The 11,761-nt window shown below is 51.2% G+C and carries 11 protein-coding genes; 7 read left to right on the forward strand and 4 right to left on the reverse strand.

Annotated features, from left to right (window positions below):
• The coding region (locus BIZ37_RS26675; protein WP_187464104.1) for an alpha-galactosidase at positions 1 to 617 on the forward strand (617 nt) is incomplete at its 5' end.
• Between the two features lie 49 nt (positions 618 to 666).
• A complete protein-coding gene (locus BIZ37_RS26680) occupies positions 667 to 2,376 on the forward strand; it encodes a solute:sodium symporter family transporter (RefSeq protein WP_187464105.1) in 1,710 nt (569 codons plus the stop codon).
• 96 nt (positions 2,377 to 2,472) lie between these two features.
• On the opposite strand, the gene BIZ37_RS26685 is transcribed toward BIZ37_RS26680, so the two are convergent.
• The 3 genes from BIZ37_RS26685 to BIZ37_RS26695 all read right to left on the reverse strand — a co-directional run bounded on the left by BIZ37_RS26685 (position 2,473) and on the right by BIZ37_RS26695 (position 6,306).
• On the reverse strand, positions 2,473 to 3,867 hold the full coding sequence (locus BIZ37_RS26685) for a glycoside hydrolase family 1 protein (RefSeq protein ID WP_187464106.1): 1,395 nt from the start codon (positions 3,865 to 3,867) through the stop codon (positions 2,473 to 2,475).
• Positions 3,868 to 3,927: 60 nt separating this feature from the next.
• Positions 3,928 to 4,830: an ROK family protein gene (locus BIZ37_RS26690; RefSeq protein ID WP_187464107.1), complete on the reverse strand. Its 903-nt coding sequence runs from the start codon at positions 4,828 to 4,830 to the stop codon at positions 3,928 to 3,930.
• 192 nt (positions 4,831 to 5,022) lie between these two features.
• On the reverse strand, positions 5,023 to 6,306 hold the full coding sequence (locus BIZ37_RS26695) for a PTS sugar transporter subunit IIC (RefSeq protein WP_187464108.1): 1,284 nt from the start codon (positions 6,304 to 6,306) through the stop codon (positions 5,023 to 5,025).
• 186 nt (positions 6,307 to 6,492) lie between these two features.
• Here BIZ37_RS26695 and BIZ37_RS26700 point away from each other — a divergent pair, with 186 nt between their 5' ends.
• The 5 genes from BIZ37_RS26700 (at position 6,493) to BIZ37_RS26720 (ending at position 10,855) form a co-directional block, all read left to right on the forward strand.
• Positions 6,493 to 6,801 carry a PTS sugar transporter subunit IIB gene (locus BIZ37_RS26700; protein WP_187464109.1) on the forward strand — a complete coding sequence of 103 codons (309 nt, stop codon included), beginning with the start codon at positions 6,493 to 6,495 and terminating at the stop codon, positions 6,799 to 6,801.
• Positions 6,802 to 6,830: 29 nt separating this feature from the next.
• Positions 6,831 to 8,159, forward strand: coding sequence for a PTS sugar transporter subunit IIC (locus BIZ37_RS26705; protein ID WP_187464110.1), 1,329 nt, complete (start codon positions 6,831 to 6,833; stop codon positions 8,157 to 8,159).
• Positions 8,160 to 8,241: 82 nt separating this feature from the next.
• Entirely contained in the window at positions 8,242 to 8,547 is a 306-nt protein-coding gene (gene chbA, locus BIZ37_RS26710) for a PTS N,N'-diacetylchitobiose transporter subunit IIA (protein ID WP_187464111.1), read from the forward strand.
• 220 nt (positions 8,548 to 8,767) lie between these two features.
• Positions 8,768 to 9,682 (forward strand): ROK family protein, encoded by a 915-nt coding sequence (locus BIZ37_RS26715; RefSeq protein WP_222939845.1) that lies wholly within the window; start codon positions 8,768 to 8,770, stop codon positions 9,680 to 9,682.
• 207 nt (positions 9,683 to 9,889) lie between these two features.
• Positions 9,890 to 10,855 (forward strand): LacI family DNA-binding transcriptional regulator, encoded by a 966-nt coding sequence (locus BIZ37_RS26720; RefSeq protein WP_187464113.1) that lies wholly within the window; start codon positions 9,890 to 9,892, stop codon positions 10,853 to 10,855.
• On the opposite strand, the gene BIZ37_RS26725 is transcribed toward BIZ37_RS26720, so the two are convergent.
• A complete protein-coding gene (locus BIZ37_RS26725) occupies positions 10,847 to 11,581 on the reverse strand; it encodes an alpha/beta fold hydrolase (RefSeq protein ID WP_187464114.1) in 735 nt (244 codons plus the stop codon). The genes BIZ37_RS26720 and BIZ37_RS26725 overlap by 9 nt on opposite strands.
• Positions 11,582 to 11,761: the final 180 nt, after the last annotated feature.

Below are 11,761 nucleotides of genomic sequence, written 5' to 3' on the forward strand. Positions count from 1 at the left end.
AGCGTACCCATCGTTTTTGGGCATCGGACTGTAATGACGCCCTAGAACGCCAGACTATTCAGCGTGGTATGGGATATTTCTTCCCGCCGGAAGTGATGGGTGCCCATATCGGCCCTGCCGAGTGCCACTCAACCAACCGCATGCACAACATTAACCTGCGTGGGGTAACGGCACTGCAAGGCCACATGGGGGTCGAGCTGGATCCGGTTAAGGTCGGGGAAGAAGAGAAGGCGGCCTTTGCCCACTATATCGAGCTGCACAAATATTTCAGAACCCTACTGCACAATGGCCGTGCCTTCCGGATCGATCCGGCTGATGAGCGCCAATACATCTACGGCGTCGAGCACCAGGGTGAGATGCTGATCACCGTCTGCCAGCGCGCGATGCCATCCCATGCCCTGCCAGCCCCACTGCGTTTGAGCTGTTTAGATCCCGAGGCGATGTACTCGGTGAAAATTGTCGAGATGCCGCAAAGCTCGTTCCAACTGATGAAACACCGCCCGGCATGGATTGATAAAACCCTACACCTTCGGGGAGATAACCTGATGGAAATCGGCCTTATCCTGCCGATCCTCGATCCCGAATCTGCCCTGATCCTACACCTACAAAAAGATTAATACGTACCCGGTGGCACACTAGGTGCCACCAAACAAAAGGAACTGAAAGATGGAAATTACACTCATTTCATTCTTCTTGTTCACCGGCTTTGTGGTTTGGTTTACCTACAGCAAAGTGAAGAACTCGAAGAATGACTCCCACGATGGCTTTTTCCTCGGCGGCCGTTCACTGACCGGTGGTTTGATTGCCTCATCCCTGATTTTGACCAATCTTAGTGCAACCAGTTTTGTCGGGATGTCTGCCCAGTCCTATACCCATAATATGTCGGTTATGGGCTGGGAAGTGGCCAGTGGTGTCACCCTGGTGATGATCGCCCTTTACCTAGTGCCTCGCTACCTCAAGCAGGGGATCACCACGGTGCCGGACTTCCTCGAAAGCCGCTACGACCTCGGGGTGAAAAAATTCGTAACCCTGCTGTTCCTGTGCCAGTACGTGATAAATATTTTGCCGACGACCCTGTATGCGGGGGCGGTGGTGTTGACCGGTATTTTTGATATCGAGTCAATATTGGGTATTTCGGAATTTCAGGCCATTGCGTTGATCAGTGCGCTGATTGGGCTACTGGGTTTTTTCTATGCCATTTACGGTGGCCTGAAAGCGGTAGTGATTGCCGACACCATCAACGGCGTAGGCTTGATCACCGGTGGTTTGATGATCCCGGTATTCGGCCTGTTTGCCCTAGGTGGCGGTAGCTTTGGTGAAGGTTTGAATATCCTGCTGACTGCTGCGCCGGAGAAACTGGAATCGGTTGGTGCTGCCAGCGATCCACTGCCGTTCTCAACCTTGTTTACCGGTCTGCTATTGGTAAACCTTTACTACTGGGGTACTGACCAGTCGATCATCCAGCGAGCGCTGGGTGCTAAGAACCTCAGGGAAGGCCAGAAAGGGGTGATCTGGGCCGGTGCTATCAAGGTGATTTCGCCGCTGTTCCTGATCATTCCAGGTATTATCGCTTTCCACCTGTTCGGTGCCGATGCCGGTAACCCGGATACCATGTACACCCGCTTGGTGAACGAAGTCTTGCCTAAGCCATTGGTTGGTTTCTTCGTGGCCGTTATGTTCGGTGCCATCTTGTCGACCTTCAACGGGGTTCTGAACAGTTCTACCACCTTGTTTGCCCTTAATGTCTATAAACCTATCTTTGCCAAGGAAGGACTGACAGACAAAGAACTGGTTGCCAAGGGCCGTGTGTTCGGCGTACTGATTGCGGTTGTCGCTATCTGTATTGCACCGTTTATCATGTATGCCCCTGAAGGCCTGTTCCAGTACCTACAGATGGTAGCGGGCTTCTTCAGCGTGCCAATCTTTACCATTGTTTTCGTTGGCTATATTTCCAAACGCGTACCTGCCATTGCAGCAAAAGTGGCGCTGGTGGTGTTCGTTAGCTCCTATGCCTCGATGCAGCTTATCTTCAAAACCCCGCTGCACTTCCTGCACCAGTTGGCGATTTTGTTTGTGGTCTGTACCGTATTGATGTTCGTGATCGGCCACTTTGCGCCGCGCAGCAGCGATTATGTGATGCCAGTAAATGAAAGCATGGATGTAACGCCATGGGAGTTCCGCTTCGAAGCCTCGGCGGTCATTCTTTACATGGTATTGGGTGCCTACATCATGTTCAGCAAGGTGGGCTTTGTGTCCGATGACCCAACCTTTATGCAGGTCTACGGTTTGTGCGGTGTGGTGATGCTGGTAGGTGTTGCGGTGAGGTATTTCAAGAAAAAGCAGGCCTCGCAGCAGGTGTTAGCCTCTGAATATTGATAATAGCTATTTAAGCGAAAGCTTATTGCAATGAAAGCCCGGCAGTGAAAACTGCCGGGCTTTTTATCTTTCAACCGAGGGGGAATTCGGTGCGATTTACACTGTGAATTGGTTGGTCGTTGCCAGTTCCTTGAACCATGTCGAGTGGCGTTTTGGTATACGGTTGCCGGTTTCCAAATCCAGCCGGTAGAAGCCGTAACGGCGCTTGAACGAGTTACACCAAGACCAGTTGTCGATGAAGGTCCATTGGTGGATGCCGAAACAGTTTGCTCCTTCTCCCATCGCACGGCTCAGCTGGATGAAGTGCTCTTTCATCAGTTCGGTACGGAAGCTGTCATCAATCATGCCGTCTTGTTGGACCGGACCTTCTGACTCTAGATCCATGGCGATGCCGATCTCTGCCAGGTACCACTTGATGTTGCCGTAGTTATCCTGGATGTTCTTGGCGATATCGTAGATAGCCGTTGGCAAGATCTCGTTGTTGTCGCGGCATGGGTTGAAGCGACCCTCCGGGTTGATGTAGTTCTCGAAGTACTTCTCTGGCGTGAAGTAATCCAGGGTGTATTCGGCTTCACGGGCTTTGACACGGCGCGGCACGTAGTAGTTAACACCAAGGAAGTCGACTTCGGCGGCTTTGATTTCATCAATCTCGGCCTCGCTGAACACCGGCATGATCTCGTTGTCGCGCAATACCTGGCACAGCTCTTGTGGAATGGTGTTCTTCACCATTGGGTCAAGGAAGCTGCGGTTGAACAGCAGGTCGGCATACCACGCCGCTTCTTGGTCGGCATCGCTGTCGTTGCGGGTATAAGAAGGCGTCAGGTTCAGTACTACCCCGATTTCACCATCCAGTTTCATTTCATGGTAAGCCAGTACTGCTTTGGCATGGGCAACCATGATGTTAAAGGCAACTTGGACCGCCAACTTACCGTCCTTCTTACATGGATAATGGAAGTCGTACAGGTAGCCGCCTTCGACTGGGACAATCGGCTCGTTGAAGGTGATCCAGTGTTTCACCTTGTGGCCAAAGTGCTTGAAAGCCGTACGGGCGAACTTCTCGAATAGTTCGATAACGTGCTTTGACTCGAAACCGCCGTATTGCTCCTGAAGCGCTGCAGGCATATCGAAATGGTATAGGTTAATCATCGGCGTGATGCCGTTGGCAATCATTTCGTCGATATAGGCATGGTAGAAAGCGACTGCGTCCGGACAGGCTTCACCGGTTTCGAAGTCTTTGATGAGGCGTGACCACTGGATTGAGGTACGGAAAGAGTTCATGCCGATCTTTTTCATCAGCGCGACGTCTTCCTGGTAACGCTCGTAGGTTTGGCAGACTGTCGCAGGCCCGATGTGTTTGAAGAAACGATCTGGGGCATCTTGGTGCCAGGTATCCCAAATGGACGGGTGGGCTTTGTTGGTGGTGCCCTCCGTTTGAATGCCAGATGCTGCCGCGCCCCACAGGAAATCTTCCGGGAAAGTGTAAGTTGTCATAATAGCCTCAGTCTTTGTTCGCTCAGTTTTTGTTCGATAGGTGTTATCGGGAAATAGGGTTTAGGCTTGCCGTTGCAAGAAGTGGAATAGGGCCCCAATCAAATTGGCATCGTTTCCTGCCTGGCAGGTTGCCAGCTGAGGTCGGATGTTGGCGATCGGGATAGCCGTCATCAGATCGTCGAGGTGGCGGTTGAGGTGCATGAGCAGATCAGGCCTCTCACTGACCGCTCCTCCCAAGATGATGGTTTCGGGGTCGATGCAGTACTGGATATTGAACAGGCCGATTGCCAGCGTGCGATACCATTGCTCGATGACAGGCACAAGTCGTGCGTCCCCCTGCATAGCGGCATCGAACACCGCTTTTCCATCCAGGCTTTTCGGGTCGACATTTAATGTTTCTGCTGCAATCTCTACCAAGGCGCGGGTTGAGGCCAAGTCACTGAATGTAACTGGCAGCCCATTCTTTTCGCCGGCGATCATGTAGCCGAATTCACCGCCATGCAGCTGGTGGCCATGCTGTACTTGACGATGACTGACGACGGCCCCGCCGATGCCGCTGCCGATGACGACCAAGCAGCATTGGTTGCTCTGCTTAGCAGAGCCTTGCCATAGTTCGGCGAGGGCGGCGCAGCAGGCGTCGTTTTCGAGCTCTGCTGTTAATTGGTAGCGCTCATGAATTAACGACTTAAAGTTAGGGCCATGGATGTACGGCAAGGCACTGGCACCATGAATAACGCCGCTGTCGCAATTCACCGCCCCGCAGGTGCTGATGGCAATGCCATCAAGGGTATATTTCTGGCGCAGGGTGAATACCACCTTGTCCAATGCCAGCCAGAAGTCGTCGAGTGATGTTTTTGGGCTGGAGAATTTTCCTTTGTGCAGCAAGGCAGCCTGGGGGTCCATAACGGCATATTTGACGGCACTGCCGCCGATATCCAGTACGAGAAAGTGTTGGGTCGTCATTGTGTCCTGCCTGTTTGATGTTCTGGTGGGGAATCTACGGACATAAACTGAGAAAAGATAGATTAATATGGAAACCGGTTTCCATAAAATGAGAGATGTCACAAAAGAGGGGCGAGGTATCTGTGGATTTGTGATTTTGATCGAAACAAAAAAACCGCCCAATTCGGGCGGCTTCGAAGTGTTGGAAGCGGTTTATCGCTGGTGAAGGGCTTCTTGCTCGATCAGTTGCTTTTCATGGACCTTGAAGAATGGCCGGTAAATCATCCAAGAGTTAAAAATCGCAAACAGGCACATAAACATATTCTTCCAGCTGCCGTTGGCAGCCCAAGCGGCGCCCAGCGGTGCTGGCATCGACCACGGCAGCAGCGCGACCATCCTATCAAGAATCCCGATATCGGTGAGGTACCAGGCGATAGAGGCGTTGATTAGCGGTACCCCGACAAAAGGGATCAGGAACAGCGGGTTCATGATGATCGGGAAACCGAACAAGATCGGCTCGTTGATATTGAAAAGGGATGGAATAAGGCCGATTTTTCCAACTGAATTCAATTGCTTAGAGCGGCTCCGCATCGCCATAAAGATAAGCGGTAAGGTTGAACCAATCCCACCGATTAACAGGTAAAAGTCCCAGAACCCTTGTAGGTAAATATGGGGAAGTTGCTCGGCACCATTGGCCAGGGCCTGCTGATTTTCAACTAAGTAGGTTATCCAAAACGGGTTCATAATACCTGTGATGATCAGTGCGCCGTGGATACCGATAAACCACAACAGGTGGCAGATCAACAACGATACCAGTACAGCCGTTAGGGTATCGGAGGCGACGATTAATGGCTGCAATGCAGTGGCGATCAGTTCGGGCAGAATGAGCCCGGTATGTACCAGTAAGTAGGTGTTGATCATGCTGATGGAGAGCAAGACAACCATCAGCGGGACGATCAGCTGGAAACCATTGCGGGTCATCAGCGGGACTTCGTCCGGTAGTTTGATGTACCAACCTTTTTTATAGAAAAAGCGAATTATCTCAATTGCATAGGTGCTGGATATCAATGCGGTGAAGATACCCATACCGCCAAGGTAGACATTGGGCATTTCGTTGCCGCTAAAACCGATAAATAACAGAAAAGACAAGCACCCCGTGAGTCCGGATAGGCGCTCTGGCAGTTGGTATTGCTTGGCTAGGCTGGCGCTGGCACCAAAGGCAACAATCAGGGCTATCAGGCCGATTGTTAGCTCGAAGGTGGGGGAAAGCAGCGGTTTCAGAGTAAGGTAAAACTGACCGAACGTGCTGGTAGGGTCGATGGTAAATGGCGGAAAAATAAAGGGAACCAGTAAGCTTCCGACGATCACAAACGGCATGGCTAACGAAAAGCCGTCTCTCAATGCGGTAACGTGGTTGCTGCGTGTCAGCCAGTTCGCTAATGGCGATATACGCTGTTCGATGACACTTGCCGCGACATTCATCACTTGAATGTTCATAGGTTTTGCTAATCCTTTGGAAACAGTTTCCGGTCTCAATAATGAACGGATCACATTTTGCCAGAACATTCTGCGTTTTCTGGTGATCACTCTCACAAATAGAAATGGATCGAGCGGAAACCGGTTTCCAATGATTTCCTTTGGTCGTATATTTCAAACCGAAATCATTCGATAGAGGACTTAAAAATGAAAAAAATTATGTTGTGTTGCTCTGCAGGTATGTCGACCAGCCTTCTGGTAAAAAAAATGGTAGCCGAAGCGGATAAACGTGGCTTGGATGCGGAAATCAAAGCATACGGTGCGGCGGAATTTGACCAGCAGGTGGGCAACTACGAAGTGGTGCTGCTTGGCCCGCAGGTGAAATACATGCAGCAGGATCTGCAGAAAAAAGCGGACGCCCACGGTATCAAGGTAGAGCCGATCAACATGATGGATTACGGCATGCAGAAGGGTGACAAGGTATTGGATTTTGCCCTGTCGCTAATTGACGGTTAATCACGAACTATAACAATAAAGGAATCGTTATGAGTGCCCTATACGACAAGTTAATCGGGGTGATAGAGCAGAAAATCACCCCCATGGCCGGCGCTATCGGCCAGCAAAAATACGTCACGTCGATTCGTGATGGTTTTATTGCCGCACTGCCTTTCATGATTGTTGGTTCATTCATGCTGGTATTTATCTTCCCGCCGTTCTCGCAAGATACCACCTGGGGCTTTGCCCGCGCATGGCTGGATTTTTCTGAGCGCCACTTTGACACCCTGATGCTGCCGTTTAACTTCAGCATGGGGATAATGACCCTGTTTATCTCGGTCGGGGTCGCAGCGAGTTTGGCTCGCCACCATGACCTTGATCCGCTGACTACGGGTATGCTGTCGTTCATGTCTTTCATGCTGGTGGCAGCACCGCTTGATAACGGCATGATTTCAACAGCTTACTTCTCAGGTCAAGGTATTTTTACTGCATTGATCGTAGCGATTTACGCGACCGAGGTGTATGCCTTCCTTAAACGCAATAACATCACCATTCGCCTGCCGCCTCAGGTACCGACCGGTGTTGCCCGTTCGTTTGAAATCCTTATTCCGGTGATGGTGTTGATCCTAACGCTGCACCCGTTGAACCTGCTGATTGAATCGCAAACTGGCATGATCATCCCGCAGGCTATCATGGCGTTGGTTGAGCCGTTGGTTGCTGCGTCTGATACTTTGCCTGCACTTCTGCTGTCAGTATTGGTGTGTCAGATCCTTTGGTTTGCCGGTATCCATGGTGCGCTAATCGTGACCGGTATTATGAACCCGTTCTGGATGGCGAACCTTTCTGTAAACCAAGCTGCCATGGCGGCCGGCGAAGCAATTCCGCACATCTATGTTCAGGGCTTCTGGGATCACTACCTATTGATCGGTGGTGTGGGCTCTACCCTGCCATTGGCGTTCCTACTACTGCGCAGTAAAGCTATCCACCTGCGTACTATCGGTAAGATGGGTGTTGTCCCGGGTATGTTCAACATCAACGAGCCTATCTTGTTCGGTGCGCCGATTATCATGAACCCGCTGTTCTTCCTACCGTTTGTCCTAGTTCCTATGATCAACGCGACATTGGCTTACATTGCTCTTGATTTGAATTTGGTAGCACGTGTGGTATCGCTGACGCCATGGACAACGCCCGGCCCTATCGGTGCGTCATGGGCGGCGAACTGGTCATTTAGCCCAGTTATCCTTTGTCTACTGTGTATGGCTTCAGCAGCCCTGATGTATATGCCTTTCCTTAAGGCTTATGAGAAGCAACTGCTTGAGCAGGAAGCGGCAAATAAAGCGGAAGAAGAGGCGCCGGAAGGCCAGCCAGTAACCGCTTAAACCTTATCTAACAACCTATTTATATCAAGTGATACAAAACCCTGCTGCCAAGCGGCAGGGTCGCTGTAAAGTGGAGAGCAAGATGGATTTAGAAGAACAGGTCATGGGCATCATCATCAATGCCGGTCAATCACGCAGCCTTTGTTATGAAGCCCTTCGCCATGCCAAGCAGGGTAATTTCGACGAAGCCGAAGGTTTGATGAAAGAAGCCCAAGAGTTTGCCAACCAGGCCCATTTGGTGCAGACCCAGTTGATTGAAGCCGATGAAGGCGAGGGTAAAACCAAAATGACGTTGGTCATGGTTCATGCCCAGGATCACTTAATGACCTCGATGCTGGCCAAGGAGTTGGTTGCCGAGCTTATCGAGCTTCATCGCCGAGTACAGTAAGGCCAATCATAGAGCAGTAAATACTGGTTAACGCGAAGTCGCAACGCCTGAGAAGATTAGAGAGGGACATCAGGCCCTCTCGTTCACCGTTTCCATCACCAGAACCTTTATCCCCGCACTTTTCATTATTGCCGAGTTTTTTGTAACGCAACTTACTGACACAGAATACTCGGCAATGCTGAAACGCACAGAGTTAATAACAAAAGAGGGTAGGCAGATGTTGCAGTTAGGACTGGATATCGGTGGGACAAAAATCGAAGGCTTGGTACTGGATGCCAATGGGGAGCAGGTGTTCCGCAAGCGCATTCCAACAGTGAAGTCGAGCTATCAGGCCTTCATGGATAACTTGCTGACCTTTATTGCCGATATTCGGTTAACCGTCGGACAACCTCTGTCTATTGGTATCGGTTTACCGGGGGCGGTGGATCCGGTGACCGATAAAATCAAGAACTGTAACTGTTTAGTCCTCAATGGCCATGATTTGTGGTCGGACTTAATCCAAGCGCTTGAGCAGGATGTTTACATTGCCAATGATGCCGATTGTTTCGCGCTGTCAGAGGCCGTGGATGGCGCTGGTGCCAATGGCAACACCGTATTCGGTGTCATTGTTGGAACCGGCTGTGGTGGCGGTATGGTCGTTAACCGCCAGTTGTTGATGGGACCCAATGCCATCGCTGGCGAGTGGGGCCACAATATGCTGCCGGGATACGATATTCGTATTGATGGCAACAGCCAGCCTTGCTACTGCGGTAAGGACAATTGTATCGAGCGCTTTATTTCCGGAACCGGTTTTTCCGAGCGTTTCAACCAGCGTCTTGGCTGTAACTTGAGTGCACAAGAAATCATTGCTGCAGCGGAGATGGGTGACGAGGAAGCCAAGGGCTATTATGATCACTTTATTGATGCGTTTGGACGAAGTTTGGCCTCGGTGATTAACGTGGTCGACCCGCATGTGATTGTACTTGGTGGTGGCCTGTCCAATGCCGATGTTATCTACAACGATTTGCCTAAAGCGGTTGAAAAGTATGTTTTCTCAAAGCAATGCAATACTCAGATAGTCAAAGCCAAGTTTGGTGATAGCAGCGGTGTGCGCGGGGCGGCATGGCTGCCGTCGATGCACGCTGAGGCAGCCTGAAAGGTGCTGGGGTATTAAATGCTGTTGCTGTGGGTGGAAATGAGTACGGAAACTCATGGAAACTGTCCGGGATAAAAGAGGTTTTTCTTCATGGTCGAATGACTGTGGAGGTGACTATGATATGATAGACCCCTGCTGTGTCTGCTGGCATTGAAGACGGTACGGTGCAGTGGGAATTTTTGGGTAACAACGATGTAGTACGGATTAATGGCAACCATCACTGATGTTTCAAAGCTAGCAAATGTATCTAAAGCCACGGTCTCCCGTGTGCTGAGTGGCACGCGTGGGGTCAAGGAAGAGAGCAAGTTGGCGGTATTGAGAGCCGTCGAGGAGCTGAACTACCGGCCTAATGTTGCGGCGCAGAACTTGGCTAAGCAAGCCTCGCACTATATCGGTGTCGTATTGCCATCGGCTGAAGCGACCAATGTTGCCAACTACCTACCGTTGTTATCCAAGGGTTTAAAATCACTCAATAAATTCATGTTGCTGCATTACGCCAGCGATGCTGAAGACCAGCGCCGGGTGATTGATGAACTGCAAGACCAGTGTGAAGCCATTATCGTGATGGGTGCACAGCTAGCCGGCCCACAGCCTGCCAATGTGGTTCATTTCGATAATGTCTGTATCGAAGGCAGTATCGTCAGTGGTTACAACTTTGCCTTTGCCACCGAAAGCGCCTGCCGCTATGTGCTTGGCAAGGGCCACCGCCAGATTGCTCTTCTGATTGATGATGCCGAGGAAGCCGCCAGCCAACAGATGCTGGAAGGTTACCGCAGCGCGCTGCAAAACCTCTCGATCCCGTTTAACCGCCAACTGGTGGTGGAAGCCAAGAATGATGTCGAACAGGGCTTGTTAGCCCTGATCAATAGCTTTACTAAATATACCGCGCTGGTGGTCAAGCGAGATAGCCATGCAGCCGAAGCCATGCGCCTGATGCGGGAGTTCAATATTGCGGTGCCGCAGGAAGTGTCGATCATCAGTTTGGAAGATTCGCCGCTGGCCACCTTGCTCTACCCACCGCTGACCTGCATCAGCTACCCAACCGAGTCCTTGATTGATGACTGCCTGAGAAGGGTTAAGAGTATTGTCGATGGCAACCCCCTACAGCTAGAGCAGGTACCAGCCGCCTCAGGCCGTTTGGTAGCCCGCGCCTCGGTAATGACCCTAGCGTAAACTACCGGTATGGTCGAATTGGCCATGTTTGAGATAGTGGATTGCCTGATCTGAGACGCTCTGGCTATAGCGCATTGCGGTATGGCTCACCTTCAAGGCGATAAAGTCGTCCATACTGGCAACCTTGGCCGAGTCAACCGACACCAAACCGTCGTTGGCCACTTCGAAATAGGATTTGGTCGCGAATGATGATTTGGTACCGGCAATGATCCCTACTGGATAGTCGGGGGCCGGTAGCTGGTTACCTAAACTCTCTTCACCCGAAACCAAGGATTGGCTGACCTCCCCGCCGATACCCATCAGGAAGTTATCCTGCATGTGGTCAGCGACCTCACTGCCTTGGTTTGGCGTGCCCATGAAAATGACTTTACCCAACTGCTGCGCGTCGACTGGGTGCTGTGCTAGGTAATCCCTGATCACCAAGCCGCCAAGCGAATGGCCGATAAAGTGGGTTCTGCCCCCTCTGGAGATACAGCCTTTTATTTGCTGGCGGGTATCATCGAGCATATCGTCCAGTGCAACACCGATGGTTGAATAATCAATCGTACAAACCGCAAAACCTGCTTGCTCCAGGTTATCCTTCATCTTCCACATGGCATGGCTGCTGCGTGCCAGGCCATGGGCAAGCACGACCACATCACTGTTATCGGCAACCTCCGGCTGAGAGGAACAGGCGGTCAGCAGGCCTAAGAATGAGAGGGTAATCAGGGAGTGTTTGGGCTTCATAATCGGACGTATGGCTGGTTGAGCTGATTAATTATTATACCGAGATCACCTGAATACTTATTGACCTTGCAAGATATAGGTAGGAATCTGGCGAGAGGCGAGAGGCGAGAGGCGAGAGGCGAGAGGCGAGAGGCGAGAGGCGAGAGGCGAGAGGCGAGAGGCGAGAGGCGAGAGGCGAGA

It is taken from the genome of Photobacterium sp. BZF1 (genome assembly GCF_014349205.1).
GTDB lineage: Bacteria > Pseudomonadota > Gammaproteobacteria > Enterobacterales > Vibrionaceae > Photobacterium.

Bases quoted from the DNA above. Each gene is read 5' to 3' on its own strand.
- BIZ37_RS26725 (WP_187464114.1), bottom strand. From the start codon at position 11,581: ATGAAGCCCAAACACTCCCTGATTACCCTCTCATTCTTAGGCCTGCTG.
- BIZ37_RS26700 (WP_187464109.1), top strand. From the start codon at position 6,493: ATGAAAAAAATTATGTTGTGTTGCTCTGCAGGTATGTCGACCAGCCTT.
- BIZ37_RS26695 (WP_187464108.1), bottom strand. From the start codon at position 6,306: ATGAACATTCAAGTGATGAATGTCGCGGCAAGTGTCATCGAACAGCGT.
- BIZ37_RS26705 (WP_187464110.1), top strand. From the start codon at position 6,831: ATGAGTGCCCTATACGACAAGTTAATCGGGGTGATAGAGCAGAAAATC.
- BIZ37_RS26690 (WP_187464107.1), bottom strand. From the start codon at position 4,830: ATGACGACCCAACACTTTCTCGTACTGGATATCGGCGGCAGTGCCGTC.
- chbA (WP_187464111.1), top strand. From the start codon at position 8,242: ATGGATTTAGAAGAACAGGTCATGGGCATCATCATCAATGCCGGTCAA.
- BIZ37_RS26685 (WP_187464106.1), bottom strand. From the start codon at position 3,867: ATGACAACTTACACTTTCCCGGAAGATTTCCTGTGGGGCGCGGCAGCA.
- BIZ37_RS26720 (WP_187464113.1), top strand. From the start codon at position 9,890: ATGGCAACCATCACTGATGTTTCAAAGCTAGCAAATGTATCTAAAGCC.
- BIZ37_RS26680 (WP_187464105.1), top strand. From the start codon at position 667: ATGGAAATTACACTCATTTCATTCTTCTTGTTCACCGGCTTTGTGGTT.